A 19,002-nucleotide genomic window follows, 5' to 3' on the forward strand; every position below is an offset into this window, starting at 1 on the left:
CATTTAAATCCACAACAAGAAGCCCCATATATGAAGAATGCAACGTTCTACCTTCTGGACAACGACACCCATCAGGACGGCCTCAGCGCAGTTGAACAGCTGGTGTGTGAAATTGCCGCAGAACGTTGGCGCGCAGGTAAACGCGTTCTGATTGCCTGCGAAGATGAGCAGCAGGCCATCCGCCTTGACGAAGCACTCTGGGCACGCCCGCCGGAGAGTTTTGTCCCGCATAATCTGTCTGGCGAAGGCCCTCGTGGCGGCGCACCGGTAGAGATTGCCTGGCCGCAAAAGCGCAACAGCAGCGCGCGCGATATTCTGATTAGCCTGCGGATAGATTTTGCAGATTTTGCCACCGCTTTCACAGAAGTGGTAGACTTTGTCCCTTACGAAGAATCTTTGAAACAACTGGCGCGCGAACGCTATAAAGCGTACCGCCTGGCTGGTTTTAACCTGAATACGGCAACCTGGAAATAATGGAAAAGACATATAACCCACGCGATATCGAACAGCCGCTTTACGAGCACTGGGAACAGCAGGGCTATTTCAAGCCTAACGGCGATGAAAGCAAAGAGTCCTTCTGCATCATGATCCCACCGCCGAACGTCACCGGCAGTTTGCATATGGGTCATGCCTTCCAGCAGACCATCATGGATACCATGATCCGCTACCAGCGCATGCAGGGCAAAAACACCCTGTGGCAGGCGGGGACTGACCACGCGGGTATCGCGACCCAGATGGTGGTTGAGCGTAAAATTGCCGCTGAAGAAGGTAAAACCCGCCACGACTACGGTCGCGACGCGTTCATCGATAAAATCTGGCAGTGGAAAGCAGAATCCGGCGGTACCATCACCCGTCAGATGCGCCGTCTTGGCAACTCCGTGGACTGGGAGCGCGAGCGCTTCACCATGGACGAAGGCCTTTCCAACGCCGTTAAAGAAGTGTTTGTCCGTCTGTACAAAGAAGATCTGATTTACCGTGGCAAGCGCCTGGTAAACTGGGACCCTAAACTGCGCACCGCTATCTCCGACCTGGAAGTGGAAAACCGTGAGTCTAAAGGCTCCATGTGGCATATCCGCTATCCGCTGGCCGACGGCGCTAAAACGGCAGATGGTAAAGATTACCTAGTGGTAGCGACCACCCGTCCGGAAACCCTGCTGGGCGATACCGGCGTGGCCGTTAACCCGGAAGATCCGCGTTATAAAGATCTGATTGGCAAATTCGTGGTGCTGCCGCTGGTTAACCGCCGCATTCCCGTTGTGGGCGATGAACACGCCGACATGGAAAAAGGCACCGGCTGTGTGAAAATCACCCCGGCACACGACTTCAACGACTACGAAGTGGGCCGTCGTCACGCCCTGCCAATGATCAACATTCTGACGTTCGACGGTGATATCCGTGAAAGCGCGGAAGTGTATGACACCAAAGGTAACGAATCCGACGTTTACTCCAGCGACATTCCGGCTGAATTCCAGAAAATGGAACGTTTTGCCGCGCGTAAAGCGATTGTCGCTGCAGTGGATGCACTCGGCCTGCTGGAAGAGATCAAACCTCACGATCTGACCGTGCCGTACGGTGACCGTGGTGGTGTTGTTATCGAGCCAATGCTGACCGACCAGTGGTACGTGCGCGCCGACGTGCTGGCGAAACCGGCTGTTGAAGCGGTTGAGAACGGCGACATCCAGTTCGTGCCGAAGCAGTATGAAAATATGTACTTCTCCTGGATGCGTGATATTCAGGACTGGTGTATCTCCCGTCAGCTGTGGTGGGGCCACCGTATCCCGGCCTGGTACGACAGTGAAGGCAACGTCTATGTTGGCCGCAGCGAAGATGAAGTTCGTCAGGAAAACAACCTGAGTGCCGATGTCGCCCTGCGTCAGGACGAAGACGTACTGGACACCTGGTTCTCCTCCGCACTGTGGACCTTCTCCACGCTGGGCTGGCCGGAGAACACCGACGCGCTGCGTCAGTTCCACCCAACCAGCGTGATGGTGTCCGGCTTCGACATCATCTTCTTCTGGATCGCCCGCATGATCATGATGACCATGCACTTCATCAAAGATGAAAACGGCAAGCCACAGGTTCCGTTCCATACCGTCTACATGACCGGTCTGATTCGTGACGACGAAGGCCAGAAGATGTCCAAGTCCAAGGGTAACGTTATCGACCCGCTGGACATGGTTGACGGTATCTCCCTCGAAGAGCTGCTGGAAAAACGTACCGGCAACATGATGCAACCGCAGCTGGCAGAGAAGATCCGCAAGCGTACTGAGAAACAGTTCCCGAATGGGATCGAACCACACGGTACTGATGCCCTGCGTTTCACTCTGGCGGCACTGGCTTCAACCGGTCGTGACATCAACTGGGACATGAAGCGCCTGGAAGGTTACCGTAACTTCTGTAACAAGCTGTGGAACGCCAGCCGCTTCGTGCTGATGAACACCGAAGATCAGGATTGCGGCTTCAACGGCGGCGAGATGACCCTGTCTCTGGCCGATCGCTGGATCCTGGCAGAGTTCAACCAGACGGTAAAAGCCTTCCGCGAAGCGCTGGACAGCTACCGCTTCGATATCGCGGCGGGCATTCTGTATGAATTCACCTGGAACCAGTTCTGTGACTGGTACCTGGAGCTGGCAAAACCGGTAATGAACGGCGGTTCTGAAGCGGAACTGCGCGGTACGCGCAACACGCTGATTACCGTTCTCGAAGGTCTGCTGCGTCTGGCGCACCCGATTATTCCATTCATCACCGAAACCATCTGGCAGCGTGTGAAAGTGATTGCCGGCATCAACGCCGACACCATCATGCTGCAGCCGTTCCCGGAATTCGATGCAGCGAAGGTCGATGAAGCGGCGTCAGCCGATACCGAATGGCTGAAACAGGCGATCGTGGCGGTACGTAATATCCGTGCCGAAATGAACATCGCCCCGGGTAAACCTCTGGAGCTGCTGCTGCGCGGTTGCAGTGAGGCTGCTGTTCGCCGTGTCACCGAGAACAACACCTTCCTGAAAACCATGGCGCGTCTGGAAAGCATCACCGTGCTGCCTGCGGATGACAAAGGTCCGGTATCCGTGACCAAAATCATCGACGGCGCCGAGCTGCTGATCCCGATGGCAGGTCTTATCGACAAAGACGCTGAGCTGGCTCGTCTGGCAAAAGAAGTGGCTAAGGTCGATGTGGAAATTGGCAAAATCGAAAGCAAACTGGCGAACGAAGGCTTTGTTGCCCGCGCGCCGGAAGCGGTTATCGCGAAAGAGCGTGAGCGTCTGGTTGCCTTCGCCGATGCTAAGACCAAACTGATCGAGCAGCAGGCGGTTATTGCAGCCCTGTAATGCTTTTACCCCTTACGCTTCAGGGCGTAAGGGGTATCCTTCCTGAAAACTCCTCGCTTGCGCTCCCTTTACTGCGGTGCTATTAACAGCAGTTGTGTGTCAATTTTTGTAATGAGTAAGACTATGAGCGTGATTACCCCCGTCGCGACGACGATGCGTCGGATCACTGAGCAGGACAACCCGGCTATTGCCGCCGTTATCCGAACGGTTTCCGCTGAGTATGGCCTGACCGCCGACAAAGGCTATACCGTTGCCGACCCGAATCTGGATGAGCTGTTTCAGCTGTACAGCCAGCCGGGCTACGCCTATTGGGTTATTGAGCAGAACGGTCAGGTGGTGGGCGGCGGTGGCGTGGCGCCTTTAAGCTGCAGCGAGCCGGATATCTGCGAACTGCAAAAAATGTATTTTCTGCCGTCGGTACGCGGGCAAGGGCTGGCGAAAAAGCTGGCGCTTATCGCCCTTGAACATGCGCGTTTTCAGGGTTTTAAACGCTGTTACCTGGAAACAACCGCCTTCCTCAAAGAGGCCATTGGCCTGTATGAACATCTGGGCTTTACGCATATTGATGCGCCGCTGGGCTGTACCGGCCACGTCGATTGCGAAGTCAGGATGCTGAAAACTCTGTAAAGGGCATTCCTGCCCTCTTCTGTTAAGCGACTGTAAACTGAATGCTCTACACTCTCAGTTCACACCATAACGGGGGAAACACGATGTCGAAGATAAAAAGCTACGCCGCACCGCAGGCGGGTGCAGAACTTGAGCTGTACGAATACGATGCGGGCGACCTAAAAGCAGAAGACGTCGAAGTGCAGGTTGATTACTGCGGGATCTGCCACTCCGATCTCTCCATGATCGACAATGAATGGGGCTTCTCACAGTATCCACTGATTGCGGGCCACGAAGTCATTGGCCGCGTTGTGGCGCTCGGTAGCGCCGCACAGGACAAAGGGCTGAAGGTCGGCCAGCGCGTGGGTATTGGCTGGACGGCGCGCAGCTGTGGTCACTGCGATGCCTGTATCAGCGGTAACCAAATCAACTGCCTCGAAGGCGCAGTCCCTACCATTCTGAACAAAGGCGGTTTCGCCGATAAACTGCGTGCCGACTGGCAATGGGTTATTCCCCTGCCGGACAGCATTGATATCGAATCTGCCGGTCCGCTGCTGTGCGGCGGTATCACCGTATTCAAACCGCTGCTGATGCATCATGTCACCGCCACCAGCCGTGTGGGTGTCATCGGGATTGGTGGTCTGGGCCATATCGCAATTAAACTGCTGCACGCGATGGGCTGTGAAGTCACGGCGTTTAGCTCGAACCCGGCCAAAGAGAAAGAAGTGCTGGCGATGGGGGCGGATAAGGTAGTCAACAGCCGCGATCCGCAAGCGCTCAAATCGCTGGCAGGTCAGTTTGATCTGATCATCAATACCGTTAACGTCGATCTCGACTGGCAACCGTACTTTGAAGCGCTGGCCCACGGCGGTAACTTCCACACCGTCGGTGCGGTGATGAAGCCGCTGCCGGTGCCTGCGTTTACGCTGATCGGGGGGGATCGCAGCGTCTCCGGTTCCGCAACCGGTACGCCGTTCGAATTGCGCAAACTGATGAAGTTTGCCGGACGCACTAAAGTGGCGCCCACCACCGAACTGTATCCGATGTCTAAAATCAACGAAGCTATCCAGCATGTGCGTGACGGTAAAGCCCGTTATCGCGTGGTGTTGAAAGCGGATTTTTGATGTGAACGCGCGGGGTGCGTGCGGCCTGATTGCACGCATCTCCACCCTCTCCCGTCGGGAGAGGGTGGAATACTCAAAACGCTACCGTTTTGCTGCGGTCATTGCCTTGAACACCTCTGCCACCGCCACGGCCCCCGGGTCGGTCACACCCTCCAGGTTCTCTTTGTTGACATACGACGAACGTCCGGCACCCGCTTTCACCATATTCGCTGTCGCCTCAGCGCCCGCGTTCGCAGCCTGCGCAGCAGCCTGAAGGTCGCCTTTCTGCAATGCCTCCAGCGCCGGTTGCAGGGCATCGATCAAGGTGCGATCGCCAAGATCTGCCCCACCATACTGCTTCATCTGCGCCAGCCCGCTTAAGAGCGCTTCCGGCAACGGCTGACCGTCGTGCAACGTCTGCCCGGCAGCGGTAAAGAAGATCGACATCAGCACACCGCTTGAGCCCCCCATAACCGTTGCCAGCCGCTCGCCAACCAGCAGCAACAGCGTCGACACATCATTTAGCGGAAGCTGTTTCTTCTCCAGACGCTGCGCAATATCCCGCGCCCCTTGCGCAAAGGTAGAGCCCGTATCGCCATCACCCACTTTGGCATCCAGCGCATTGAGGCGGTTTTCCAGCTGGATCAGCGTCTGCGTGACCGTGGAGACGATCTCTGCGACCCGTGGATTGTCCGAGGCGGTATATTCCACGCGGTCATGGATCGCGCTATGTTCCTGCACGCGCAGCGGCGCAAACGCCACCGGCTTCTGCCAGCCCAACGTCTCCACCTCTTCATGGAGAGCTTTTTCGAACAGATCGTTAAGCTTCAGCAACGTCAGCGAAAAGCCTTTCATATCCAGGGCACTCACCAGCGGTGCCGGACCAAGCAGATAAGCGATATTCTCTTTCAGCGCCGAGTGGGCCAGCTCTTTGGTGAGCAACGCCATCTCCAGCGCCGACACGCCGCCGAGGTTATTGATAAGCACCGCAAAACGCCCGTTACCGGCCTGCGCTTTGAGCGGCTCGACCAGCGTGTCGATAATGGCTTTGCTGTTTTGCGTATCGACAACCGAGGCACCAGGCTCGCCGTGGATCCCGAGCCCCAGCTCCACGTGCCCCTGCCTGATCCGCCCCTCTTCATCATCACTGCCCGGCAGGTTACAGGTTTGCATTGCCACGCCCAGGCTCCAGAGATTATCGCAAGCCTGTTGCGCGATATCGCGCACCTCGGTCAGTGATTTGCCGTGCTCTGCCGCATAGCCCGCGATTTTATGAACCAGTGCCGTACCGGCGATACCGCGCGGCTGCTTGTTATCCGGCAGGGCAATATCATCGGCGACAATGACCATCTCGACCTTCAGGCCATAACGCTTGGCTTTTTCTGCCGCCAGGCCGAAATTAAGCCGGTCGCCGGTGTAATTTTTCACGATCAGCAGACAACCCCGATCGCCCGTTACCGCCACAATAGCGTTCAGCACCGCATCAACGCTCGGCGAAGCAAAAAGATCACCGCACACCGCTGCCGTGAGCATCCCTTTGCCGACAAACCCGGCGTGTGCAGGTTCGTGACCAGAGCCACCGCCTGAAATAACCGCCACCCGGCTTTTATCCCAGTCGCTGCGCGCCACCACCCGAATGGCCGGGTCGATATCAAGTTTGACGAGATTAGCGTGTGGTGCCGAAATCAGTATGCCTTCGATGGCGTCATTGACCAGCTGTTTGCGATCGTTAAAGAAGAATCTGGACATAGTTTTCCAAAATTTTGTGAACCGTATGCAAAAGCATAGTCCGCGCTGGATAATGCGCCGCAAAGTCAGCAATTTACTCAGCCATTTTGCCGTCAGGTTGCCTATACTCGACCGAGGACTAAGAGAGGAAGCGCATTATGAGTACACCATTGTTAATTGCCCGCACGCTGGACAAAGAGCTGTTTTTACTGCCCGCGATGGCCAACCGTCACGGTCTCATCACCGGGGCCACCGGGACGGGGAAAACCGTGACCCTGCAGAAACTGGCAGAGTCGCTTTCAGAGATCGGCGTACCGGTCTTTATGGCCGATGTAAAAGGCGATTTAACCGGTGTTGCTCAGGAAGGCACTCCGTCCGAAAAACTGCTCGACCGACTCAAAAATATCGGCATCACGGACTGGACACCGCAGAACAATCCGGTCGTGTTATGGGATATCTTTGGTGAGAAAGGTCACCCGGTACGTGCAACCGTCTCCGATCTCGGTCCGCTGCTGCTGGCTCGTCTGCTCAACCTCAACGACGTGCAGTCCGGTGTACTGAACATCATCTTCCGTATTGCCGACGACCAGGGTCTGCTGCTGCTTGATTTCAAAGATCTGCGGGCCATTACCCAGTACATCGGTGATAACGCCAAATCGTTCCAGAACCAGTACGGTAATATCAGCAGCGCCTCAGTCGGTGCCATCCAGCGCGGGTTACTGACCCTGGAGCAACAGGGTGCCGAACATTTCTTTGGCGAGCCGATGCTGGATATCAAGGACTGGATGCGCACCGACAGCAACGGGAAAGGCATCATCAATATTCTGAGCTCAGAGAAGCTTTACCAGATGCCGAAGCTCTACGCCGCCAGCCTGCTGTGGATGCTCTCTGAACTGTACGAGCAGTTACCTGAAGCCGGCGATCTCGACAAACCCAAGCTGATCTTCTTCTTCGACGAAGCGCACCTGCTGTTTAACGATGCGCCACAGGTTCTGCTGGATAAGATTGAACAGGTGATCCGCCTGATCCGCTCAAAAGGCGTCGGCGTCTGGTTTGTTTCGCAAAACCCGTCCGATATTCCTGACAACGTGCTGGGACAGCTTGGCAACCGCGTACAGCATGCCCTGCGCGCCTTTACACCGAAAGATCAGAAGGCCGTCAAAGCCGCCGCGCAAACCATGCGAGCGAACCCGGCATTTGATACCGAAGCGGCCATCCAGGCGTTGGGCACCGGTGAAGCGCTTATCTCTTTCCTGGATGCAAAAGGCAGCCCGTCCGTTGTGGAGCGCGCAATGGTGATTGCCCCTTGCTCCCGGATGGGGCCCGTGACGGACGATGAACGCAACGGCCTGATTAACCGCTCCCCGCTGTATGGTAAGTATGAGGACGACGTGGATCGCGAGTCGGCATTCGAGATGCTGCAAAAAGGGGTACAGGCCACCACCGAATCCCAGGACGCGCCTGCCGCCAAAGGCCAGTCTGTTGCCGTTGACGACGGCATCCTGAGCGGGCTTAAGGATATCCTGTTTGGTACAACCGGACCACGCGGCGGCAAACGCGATGGCGTCGTGCAGACCATGGCGAAAAGTGCAGCGCGTCAGGTCACGAATCAGATTGTACGCGGCATGCTGGGGAGCCTGTTAGGCGGTCGTCGCCGGTAAGCGGGGAACCCAGGGGCGACCAAGCGCCGATCCCTGTACGCCGTACTCTTGCAGATAACGGTCGATTTCCACCATCCCCGTCCAGCGGTTCTCACACCAGAGCGGTGCAAGAAGCGTTGGACGGCGGGCGCTGGCGGAGATGCGGTGGTAGACAATCTCCGGCGGGGTGTGCCGAATCATCTCCCCCGCCGTCATCGTATACGCATCAAGCTCAATACCGGTTAAGCGCCCGGCTTCCCAGGCTTTGGCCATGATACTGCCCTTCACGATGTGCAGTGGATGCAGCTTAATTCCGTCCACACCGGTCTCGATCACCTTTTCCAGTGTCTCAAGACCGTGCTGCTGCCCTTCGCCTGGCAGGCCGACAATCAGGTGTGAGCACACCTTCAGCCCACGCTCACGCGCGAGACGTGTGGTGCGCTGGTAACAGGCGAAATCATGTCCACGGTTGATGCGGTGCAGAGTTTTGTCGTGCGCACTTTGCAGGCCCAGCTCCAGCCAGATCTCATACCCTTGTTCCTTGTACTCGCTGAGCAGGTCCAGTACCGCTTCCGGCACGCAGTCCGGGCGGGTGCCCACACACAGCCCTACGATACTGGCCTGACTTACCGCCTGCTGATACATGGAGCGCAAGACCTGTGCTTCCGCCCATGTGCTGGTGTAGGCCTGGAAATAGGCCAGATACTGTTTCGCACGGTTGACCAGACTCGCCTGATGGGACAGCTGTTCGATGATAGAACGATGCTGCTGCGCTTCGTCAGCAAAAGACGCCACATTACAGAAAGTACAGCCCCCGCGCCCGATCGTCCCGTCACGGTTCGGGCAGCTAAAACCGCCATGCAGCGTCAGCTTGTGAACCTTTTGCCCATAACGCTGCAAAAGATCCCCACCAAACATGTTGACTAATTTCTGTAACTGCATAATCTGATAGACCGTCCCAAAGAAAGGGGACAAGCCTGCCATTTTTAGCCTCTGTCGGCGATGACCTGGATCAATCGCCCTGGACGGCCTTTATCTCTATGAATAAATACTCAGGATTACTGCAATTTCATTCACGCCAGTTGTGATTACTTTTCCTTATGTTCTGATTGTTTTTTTCACTTATAGCGTCAGCACTGAAAAACAGTGACTTTATGCGGGTTTGCATTTCATCGTAGAGAATTATTCTGCTAAAAAACGGCTATTCAGCACGCTACATCGATAATACCGCTTTCATATAGTGAGTCAGATCACACTCCGCTGCGTCTCACCACAGCTTACAAACGTTGTAAATAGAGTTGAATTTCTTTTATATACAAATGGTTAAGAGCTCTTTAGCACATTTTTGTATAAATAAGATTGCCATTTGACCTGTGTACCAATTCCCGATAAGTTGGAAATCCGCTGGAAGCTTTCTGGATGAGCAGCCTGCTCATCATATTTATGCAGTAATTGAGATTCCCTCTGAAGCAAGTCCTCAAACTTGTTTACCTGCGCGAAAGGATGAAAAAGAGGGCGAATGCGAGGTACGCGTATGAAACGCAAACCCCGTCGCCATGCTCTTTCTGTGCCTGTGCGCCACGGTTCAGTGGGAAGCCCGACGAGCCTGGGGAGGTTCACTGATATGTTGTACGATAAATCCCTTGAGAAGGATAACTGTGGTTTCGGCCTGATCGCCCACATAGAAGGCGAACCTAGCCACAAGGTAGTGCGTACTGCTATTCACGCACTGGCCCGCATGCAGCACCGTGGTGCCATCCTTGCTGATGGTAAAACCGGCGACGGTTGCGGTCTGCTGCTGCAAAAACCGGATCGTTTCTTCCGTATCGTTGCGGAAGAGCGCGGCTGGCGTTTAGCCAAAAACTACGCTGTCGGTATGCTGTTCCTGAATCAGGATCCTGAAAAAGCTGCCGCCTCACGCCGCATCGTCGAAGAAGAACTTCAACGTGAAACCCTGTCTATTGTTGGCTGGCGCGATGTGCCAACCAACGAAGGGGTACTCGGCGAAATCGCCCTCTCCTCGCTGCCTCGAATTGAACAGATTTTTGTTAATGCCCCTGCGGGCTGGCGTCCGCGTGATATGGAACGCCGTCTGTTTATCGCCCGTCGTCGCATTGAAAAACGTCTCCAGGACGACAAGGAGTTCTACGTCTGTAGCCTCTCTAACCTGGTGAACATCTATAAAGGTCTGTGTATGCCGGCTGACCTGCCGCGCTTCTACCTGGACCTGGCGGACCTGCGTCTGGAATCGGCCATCTGCCTCTTCCACCAGCGCTTCTCCACCAACACCGTCCCTCGCTGGCCGCTGGCTCAGCCGTTCCGCTACCTGGCACACAACGGCGAGATCAATACCATTACCGGTAACCGCCAGTGGGCGCGTGCTCGTACCTATAAGTTCCAGACGCCACTGATCCCTGACCTGCACGATGCCGCGCCGTTCGTTAACGAAACCGGCTCTGACTCCAGCTCCATGGATAACATGCTGGAGCTGCTGCTGGCAGGCGGTATGGATATCGTGCGCGCCATGCGTCTGCTCGTGCCACCGGCATGGCAGAACAACCCGGATATGGATCCAGAGCTGCGCGCGTTCTTCGACTTTAACTCCATGCACATGGAGCCGTGGGATGGCCCGGCGGGCATCGTTATGTCCGACGGTCGCTTTGCTGCCTGTAACCTGGACCGTAACGGTCTGCGTCCGGCACGCTACGTCATCACCAAAGATAAGCTCATCACCTGTGCCTCTGAAGTCGGTATCTGGGATTACCAGCCTGACGAAGTGGTAGAGAAAGGCCGCGTTGGCCCGGGCGAGCTGATGGTTATCGACACCCGCGGTGGGCGCATTCTGCACTCTGCTGAAACCGATAACGATCTGAAGAGCCGCCATCCGTACAAAGAGTGGATGGAGAAAAACGTTCGTCGCCTGGTGCCATTCGAAGATCTGCCGGATGAAGAAGTGGGCAGTCGTGAGCTGGACGACGATACGCTCGCCAGCTTCCAGAAACAGTTTAACTACAGCGCCGAAGAGCTGGATTCCGTGATCCGCGTACTTGGTGAAAATGGCCAGGAAGCGGTCGGCTCCATGGGTGACGATACCCCGTTTGCCGTGCTCTCCAGCCAGCCACGCATCATTTATGACTACTTCCGTCAGCAGTTTGCGCAGGTGACCAACCCGCCAATCGATCCGCTGCGTGAAGCACACGTGATGTCACTGGCCACCAGCATCGGTCGCGAGATGAACGTCTTCTGCGAAGCTGAAGGCCAGGCGCACCGCCTGACCTTTAAATCGCCGATCCTGCTGTACTCTGATTTCAAACAGCTCACCACCCTGAAAGAGGATCACTACCGAGCCGACACGCTCGATATCACTTTCGACGTGACCGAAGCGACCCTCGAAGAGACGGTGAATGCGCTGTGTGACAAAGCGGAACAGATGGTGCGTAACGGTACCGTTCTGCTGGTGCTCTCTGACCGCAATATTGCGAAAAACCGTCTGCCGGTACCGGCCCCAATGGCGGTAGGTGCTATCCAGACGCGTCTGGTCGATAAGAGCCTGCGCTGCGACGCCAACATCATTGTTGAAACCGCCAGCGCCCGCGATCCGCACCACTTTGCCGTGCTGTTAGGCTTTGGTGCGACGGCTATTTACCCGTACCTGGCCTACGAAACGCTGGCGCGTCTCGTGGATACCCGTGCTATCGACAAAGATTACCGCACGGTGATGCTGAACTACCGTAACGGCATCAACAAAGGCCTGTACAAAATCATGTCCAAAATGGGCATCTCGACCATCGCCTCCTACCGCTGCTCGAAGCTGTTTGAAGCGGTCGGTCTGCATGACGACGTGACGACACTTTGCTTCCAGGGCGTTATCAGCCGTATCGGCGGTGCCGGATTCGCTGACTTCCAGCAGGATCTGATGAACCTGTCGAAACGCGCCTGGCTGGCACGTAAGCCGCTGGATCAAGGTGGTCTGCTGAAGTATGTCCACGGCGGTGAATATCACGCTTATAACCCGGACGTGGTGCGTACGCTGCAACAGGCCGTTCAGAGCGGCGAGTACAGCGATTACCAGCAGTATGCTGAACTGGTGAACAGCCGTCCGGCGGCGACGCTGCGCGACCTGCTGGCGCTGAACCCGGGTGATGAAGCCGTCAGCATTGACGACGTTGAGCCTGCCACTGAACTGTTTAAACGCTTTGACACCGCGGCAATGTCCATCGGTGCGCTCAGCCCGGAAGCTCACGAAGCGCTGGCTGAAGCAATGAACAGCATCGGCGGCAATTCAAACTCCGGTGAAGGTGGTGAAGACCCTGCCCGTTATGGCACCAACAAAGTCTCACGTATCAAGCAGGTTGCATCCGGTCGCTTTGGCGTCACGCCAGCGTATCTGGTTAACGCCGACGTGATTCAGATTAAAGTCGCTCAGGGTGCAAAACCGGGCGAAGGCGGCCAGTTACCGGGTGATAAAGTCACGCCGTATATCGCCAAATTACGCTACTCCGTACCGGGTGTGACGCTGATTTCTCCGCCACCGCATCACGATATTTACTCTATCGAGGATCTGGCGCAGCTGATTTTCGACCTGAAACAGGTCAACCCGAAAGCGATGATCTCCGTGAAGCTGGTTTCCGAACCGGGCGTTGGCACCATCGCGACCGGTGTGGCAAAAGCCTATGCGGACCTGATCACCATCGCCGGTTATGACGGTGGTACCGGGGCAAGCCCACTCTCCTCCGTGAAATACGCGGGCTGTCCGTGGGAGCTTGGCCTGGTGGAAACCCAGCAGGCGCTGGTGGCTAACGGTCTGCGTCATAAGATCCGTCTGCAGGTGGATGGCGGCCTGAAAACCGGCCTCGACATTATCAAGGCGGCGATTTTGGGTGCGGAAAGCTTTGGTTTCGGCACGGGCCCTATGGTCGCGCTCGGCTGTAAATACCTGCGTATTTGCCACCTGAACAACTGTGCAACCGGTGTTGCAACCCAGGACGAGAAGCTGCGTAAGAACCATTACCACGGCCTACCGTTCAAAGTGACGAACTACTTTGATTTCATCGCCCGCGAAACCCGTGAGCTGATGGCACAGCTGGGCGTGAAACGCCTGGTGGATCTGATTGGCCGTACCGACCTGCTCAAAGAGCTGGAAGGTTTCACAGCCAAACAGCAGAAGCTGGAGCTGTCTAAGTTGCTGGAAACTGCCGAGCCACATCCTGGCAAAGCAGTCTACTGCACCGAGAACAACCCGCCGTTCGACAATGGCGTGCTGAACGCGCAGCTGCTGCAGCAAGCGAAGCCGTACGTGGATGACAAGCAGAGCAAAACGTTCTGGTTTGATATTCGCAACACTGACCGTTCTGTCGGTGCATCGCTTTCCGGTTACATCGCGCAAACGCACGGTGACCAGGGCCTGGCAGCCGACCCGATTACCGCGCACTTCAGCGGTACCGCGGGTCAGAGCTTCGGCGTGTGGAACGCCGGCGGCGTTGAACTGTATCTGACCGGTGATGCCAACGACTATGTCGGTAAAGGCATGGCGGGTGGTCTGCTGGCGGTGCGTCCGCCGGTCGGTTCTGCCTTCCGTAGCTGCGATGCCAGCATCATCGGTAACACCTGTCTGTACGGCGCGACCGGTGGTCGTCTGTTTGCAGCGGGTCGTGCAGGTGAACGTTTTGCCGTACGTAACTCCGGTGCCATCACCGTAGTTGAAGGTATCGGTGATAACGGTTGTGAATACATGACGGGCGGGATTGTGTGCGTCCTGGGTAAAACCGGCGTGAACTTTGGCGCAGGCATGACGGGCGGTTTTGCTTACGTCCTGGATGAAGACGGTGAGTTCCGCAAACGCGTGAACCCTGAACTGGTGGAAGTGCTGGACGTTGAAACGCTGGCTATCCACGAAGAACACCTGCGCGGTTTGATTACCGAACACGTGCAGCATACCGGTTCTTCGCGCGGCGAAGAAATCCTGGCCAACTGGCCGGCGTTCTCTGCGAAATTCGCGCTGGTTAAACCGAAGTCCAGCGATGTTAAAGCCCTGTTGGGTCACCGTAGTCGTAGCGCAGCAGAGCTGCGTGTGCAGGCGCAGTAAGGAATTCAGATGAGCCAGAACGTATACCAGTTTATCGACCTGCAGCGTGTTGATCCGCCAAAGAAACCGCTGAAGATCCGTAAAATTGAATTTGTAGAAATCTATGAGCCGTTTTCAGAAGGCCAGGCCAAAGCACAGGCAGACCGCTGCCTGTCCTGCGGTAACCCTTACTGCGAATGGAAATGTCCGGTCCATAACTACATCCCGAACTGGCTGAAACTGGCCAACGAAGGACGTATTTTTGAAGCTGCCGAGCTGTCTCACCAGACAAACACCCTGCCGGAAGTATGCGGCCGCGTGTGTCCTCAGGACCGTCTGTGTGAAGGTTCCTGTACGCTGAACGACGAATTTGGCGCGGTGACCATCGGTAATATCGAACGCTATATCAACGATAAAGCCTTCGAAATGGGCTGGCGTCCGGATATGACCGGCGTGAAGCAAACCGACAAGCGTGTGGCGATCATCGGTGCGGGCCCGGCGGGCCTGGCCTGTGCGGACGTTCTGACCCGCAACGGCGTCAAGGCGGTGGTCTTTGACCGCCATCCGGAAATCGGCGGTCTGCTGACCTTCGGTATTCCGGCCTTTAAGCTGGAAAAAGAGGTCATGACCCGCCGCCGTGAAATCTTCACCGGTATGGGCATTGAGTTCAAACTGAACGTGGAAGTCGGTCGCGACGTGCAGCTCGACGACCTGCTGAAGGATTACGACGCCGTCTTCCTGGGCGTGGGAACCTATCAGTCCATGCGCGGTGGTCTGGAAAACGAAGATGCGCCGGGCGTATTCGACGCACTGCCGTTCCTGATTGCCAATACCAAACAGATCATGGGCTATGGCGAAACCGCCGATGAGCCGTATGTCAGCATGGAAGGCAAACGCGTGGTGGTGCTGGGCGGGGGTGATACCGCGATGGACTGCGTGCGTACCTCCATTCGCCAGAATGCGGCACACGTGATCTGCGCCTATCGTCGTGACGAAGAAAACATGCCGGGCTCTAAACGCGAAGTGAAAAACGCGCGTGAAGAGGGCGTGGAATTCCAGTTCAACATCCAGCCTCTGGGTATTGAAGTGAATGCCAACGGCAAAGTGAGCGGCGTGAAAATGGCGCGCACTGAGATGGGTGCACCGGATGCGAAAGGTCGTCGTCGCGCAGAGATCGTGGCAGGCTCAGAGCATGTGATCCCGGCCGATGCCGTAGTAATGGCGTTCGGTTTCCGTCCTCACAGCATGGAGTGGCTGGCGAAGCACAGCGTAGAGCTGGACTCTCAGGGTCGTGTTATTGCGCCGGAAGGCAACGAAAACGCGTTCCAGACCAGCAACCCGAAAATCTTTGCTGGCGGTGATATCGTTCGCGGTTCCGACCTGGTCGTTACCGCGATTGCCGAAGGCCGTAAAGCCGCTGACGGTATTCTGAACTACCTGGAAGTGTAAGAAATAAGCCGGATGGCAAATACCATCCGGCTTTTTTTATGCGGCTAACCGCCGTTGATTCTCCCCCTGCAGCTCCGCTTTTCTGTGGTGCTGCGAAAAGAAGGGTTACTTCGTCAATAAGCTCCAGGTCAAATCACTTTCCAGCGTAGTTTGATCTGTCAGATGGCTGAACGCGCTTTCGTTGAGAACCGGTGAGAGCGTTACGTTGAAACTCATCTGCTGGCCTGAAGGGACCTGGTTATTCTCAAGCGCAATCACCGCCTCGTTATTACGCAGATAGAACGGCGTCGGTGTACCGTTTTCTGGCGTAAAATTCAGCTGATCGACCGTTTTACCCACGGTGTAACTTTTGCCATCGACGGTCATGTTGTCAATTTTGACTGCGACACCGCCGGACTGCCCAAAAAGAAACCGCCCCTTATCTCCCGCTGTACCGCGCAGTATCACCGCCATCTGCTGAGACTGAGGGCAAAAAACATTTACCGTGATGTCACGATCGGCCATTTTATGCCAGTCCTGCTGCGTCGTTTCGATCGTATCCCGGCGCATCTCATGATAATCCACCACCGGCTGTGAGAGACTGAGCTGGCACTCTTCAGCATGGGTTATTCCTGTCACACCGAGCATCAGCAAGGCCACTAAGCCCGATAAGTGTCGACTGTTCATCGGCAGACTCCGTTCACTTCTTCATAGAAGGCATTTTCGTCACGCTTATCAGCCAGGGTGTAATCAATCTTACACAGTCGGTTATTGTCACCGTCTAGCGCGTAGAGCGCACTCAGCTGATCGGCATCGTTAATAAAGACGTGGCCATCATCAACCGTGGTCACGATATAGTTACCTTTCTCATCAACAATCGAGATCCCTTTACTCAGGGGCTGACCGTCAGCCTGCTTAACACTTAGCATGACGCGGCGGCTGTTGAGTACTTTGAAATCAATCTCGCTGACCGAGGCATGGCCTGCGGCAATATATTTCGTGCCGTTAGCCAGCGTCATACTCTGCGGCAGCTTATTAGCATCAATTTCTATGCGGGAGTTATGCCATTCGTTGAGTGAATGTACCACGGCCTGGCCCCATGGATCGGTCCAGACGGTACCTTGCGGAGTGGAGATTTCAACGCCGCTCTTCTTCTCGCTCAGTCTGGCAATCGCGAAGGTGTCCTGAATCGTATACGGCGAGAAAGTCACACCCTCTTTATGCATGGCCACGCCACCCGACAATGTCGCATTGTAGTTCCGCTGATTATCCCCACTGGTTCCGCCCCCCACGCTCAGTTGCGTATAGCGCAGGTTAGTGTTGATGTTGCCGTTGAAGCTGTTGTCTTTCGAATCCTGATCGCGATCGGCTGAGATGTAATAGTTCGTATTGTCTCCCAGCGAGCCGCTGTTAGACGCGCCATAGGTGGTGCTATCACCCTGTTTACGCATATAGGTACTGATGGACTGACTGCCGCCGAGCGGGATGCTCACGTTGACGTAGAACATCTCATTGTCCTGATCGTCATCGACATTACCGACCGCACTTTGCCAGTTCATGGATACTGACGCGTACGTAAAGGTCTTTCCCCATGACAGCAAGAGATAACGTGAATCTTCACCGTCACCGCTGGTCTGGTTGTAGTTGAACCCTGCGCTAAACACCCCCGCCAGAGGGGAGGAGAAACGAACGTTGCCGGAATAGGTGTTGTCGTATCCCTGATAATCATCATCCATCGCATCAGCCAGTTCGCGGTACTCTCCGCTGTAATGCGTCGCACTGCCTGAAAGACCGACGTACTCGTTCAGGATGTAATCACTTTGCAGCTCGGTTTTTACCCCGCTGCTGCTGTCACCAAAGCTCGCATTGCTGACTGCCGCACCCGTTGAAACGGTCCAGTCATCGCTTATCAGGAACTCTGTCCTGCCGCCTGCCGCCTGATAGTTTTCCGCAGCGGCACCTGAAGCCAGGAGATTCATCCACGGAGAGACACGCCAGCCGTCAGAGATGTTCATCACCAGCGGATCGTTATAGTCGCTGTCGATGCTGCGCACCTGACCTACAGAAAGGGTTAGACCCTGCGGGCGTGAAAGGTTGCGCGCCCTTACCTGAGACGCCGGGACGATGAAACGGTTAGTTGCGCCGTCGGATTCCACCACCGAGACGTCCAGATCCACATTGTTGCGAACCACGGGCACGTCATCCAGCGTGAAGGGGCCGGCTGGCACAAGGGTACTGAAGACCAGTTGACCATTCTGGCGGATTTCGACACGTGCCTGGGAAGACTGTGCAATACCGGAAACGCTCACGCCAGAGCTTGCTCTCGCCAGACCGCTGGTCGGCATAAACTGAACGCCGGTAATCGGCACCCCGCTCAACACATTGGACATGGCGTTGATTTCACCCACCTGCATCGTCATTTTTTGCGCGGTAAAGACATGCTCTGCATAGGTGTAAATGCTTTCGGCATTTCGGCTACCGTCGTCATCCGTCAGGATATAACGGCTGCGCAGCGCCCAGTCCATCGTGTTGAAACCGGCTTCCAGGCTGGCCTGAGAGTAGCGGCTGCTGTCATTGTCACCATAGTCGTTATGGGTGCTGAACAATGAATAGTTCAGCAGCGCCGCCGTTCCGCCATGCTGGAAGTTTTTGATATCCGACGACAGACTGTTCACCGCTTCAGCTGGCAGATAGAGTTCAACGGCCTCCTGGTTAGGCAAGGCGTTGATGACGGCTTTAGGATAGTTATCCCGAATATCATGACACTCCTCACCGGACTTTATTGACACAGGCATCAGCCCAGCAAACTCCATGAGATCGTTATCAAAGCAAAGCATGCCGTCTTTGTTGAAACGAACTGCAGCCATTCCTCGCTCTTTCCCGTTGACCTTCACCGAAACGGAGTGGGTTCCGGGTAAAAAGCGCGGTGCTTCTGCGAAGTAATGGTTGAGATCTTTATTCAACCCCAGCGTTTGCATTATCCCCGTGTCGAAGGTGACCTCCCTCGCCAGTACGGATGTTGAATCAAGTAACACCAGAGGTAATGTGCCGCAAAGAATGGCGCGGACACAAAGTGCAAGGCGGCTTTGTTTACTCACCGTCAT

The 19,002-nt window shown here is 55.7% G+C and carries 11 protein-coding genes; 7 read left to right on the forward strand and 4 right to left on the reverse strand.

The annotated features are described in order from the left end of the window. Positions 1-30: 30 nt before the first annotated feature. The 4 genes from holC to ahr all read left to right on the forward strand — a co-directional run bounded on the left by holC (position 31) and on the right by ahr (position 5,059). Positions 31-474: a DNA polymerase III subunit chi gene (gene holC, locus ACMGG3_RS15720; protein ID WP_008502815.1), complete on the forward strand. Its 444-nt coding sequence runs from the start codon at positions 31-33 to the stop codon at positions 472-474. Beyond that, complete coding sequence (locus tag ACMGG3_RS15725; RefSeq protein ID WP_020883522.1) at positions 474-3,329, forward strand: valine--tRNA ligase; 2,856 nt, start codon at positions 474-476, stop codon at positions 3,327-3,329. The genes holC and ACMGG3_RS15725 overlap by 1 nt, the downstream gene beginning before the upstream one ends. 123 nt (positions 3,330-3,452) lie before the next feature. Further along, positions 3,453-3,956, forward strand: a complete 504-nt coding sequence (locus tag ACMGG3_RS15730; RefSeq protein WP_044868046.1) for a GNAT family N-acetyltransferase — start codon at positions 3,453-3,455, stop codon at positions 3,954-3,956. A gap of 83 nt (positions 3,957-4,039) precedes the next feature. Next, the gene (gene ahr, locus ACMGG3_RS15735) at positions 4,040-5,059 is read left to right on the forward strand and encodes an NADPH-dependent aldehyde reductase Ahr (RefSeq protein WP_020883520.1); all 1,020 of its coding nucleotides are present in this window, start codon (positions 4,040-4,042) and stop codon (positions 5,057-5,059) included. Positions 5,060-5,140: 81 nt separating this feature from the next. Here the strand turns inward: ahr and ACMGG3_RS15740 are convergent, their stop codons facing one another. Next, entirely contained in the window at positions 5,141-6,787 is a 1,647-nt protein-coding gene (locus tag ACMGG3_RS15740; protein WP_414149305.1) for a dihydroxyacetone kinase subunit DhaK, read from the reverse strand. A gap of 137 nt (positions 6,788-6,924) precedes the next feature. On the opposite strand from ACMGG3_RS15740, the gene ACMGG3_RS15745 reads away from it, so the two are divergent. Continuing rightward, entirely contained in the window at positions 6,925-8,427 is a 1,503-nt protein-coding gene (locus tag ACMGG3_RS15745) for a helicase HerA-like C-terminal domain-containing protein (protein ID WP_414149306.1), read from the forward strand. Here the strand turns inward: ACMGG3_RS15745 and ACMGG3_RS15750 are convergent. Continuing rightward, positions 8,407-9,348: a TIGR01212 family radical SAM protein gene (locus ACMGG3_RS15750; RefSeq protein WP_414149922.1), complete on the reverse strand. Its 942-nt coding sequence runs from the start codon at positions 9,346-9,348 to the stop codon at positions 8,407-8,409. The genes ACMGG3_RS15745 and ACMGG3_RS15750 overlap by 21 nt on opposite strands. 682 nt (positions 9,349-10,030) lie before the next feature. Between ACMGG3_RS15750 and gltB the strand changes: the two genes are divergently transcribed. Continuing rightward, positions 10,031-14,491, forward strand: coding sequence for a glutamate synthase large subunit (gene gltB / locus ACMGG3_RS15755; protein ID WP_333097039.1), 4,461 nt, complete (start codon positions 10,031-10,033; stop codon positions 14,489-14,491). Positions 14,492-14,500: 9 nt separating this feature from the next. Beyond that, positions 14,501-15,919 carry a glutamate synthase small subunit gene (locus ACMGG3_RS15760; RefSeq protein WP_014171835.1) on the forward strand — a complete coding sequence of 473 codons (1,419 nt, stop codon included), beginning with the start codon at positions 14,501-14,503 and terminating at the stop codon, positions 15,917-15,919. A 105-nt stretch (positions 15,920-16,024) separates the two neighbouring features. On the opposite strand, the gene ACMGG3_RS15765 is transcribed toward ACMGG3_RS15760, so the two are convergent. Beyond that, positions 16,025-16,585 carry a hypothetical protein gene (locus tag ACMGG3_RS15765; protein ID WP_032680188.1) on the reverse strand — a complete coding sequence of 187 codons (561 nt, stop codon included), beginning with the start codon at positions 16,583-16,585 and terminating at the stop codon, positions 16,025-16,027. After that, a complete protein-coding gene (locus tag ACMGG3_RS15770; RefSeq protein ID WP_414149307.1) occupies positions 16,582-19,002 on the reverse strand; it encodes a fimbrial biogenesis usher protein in 2,421 nt (806 codons plus the stop codon). The genes ACMGG3_RS15765 and ACMGG3_RS15770 overlap by 4 nt, the downstream gene beginning before the upstream one ends.

Source organism: Enterobacter sp. BNK-18 (assembly GCF_047456135.1).
GTDB lineage: Bacteria > Pseudomonadota > Gammaproteobacteria > Enterobacterales > Enterobacteriaceae > Enterobacter > Enterobacter ludwigii.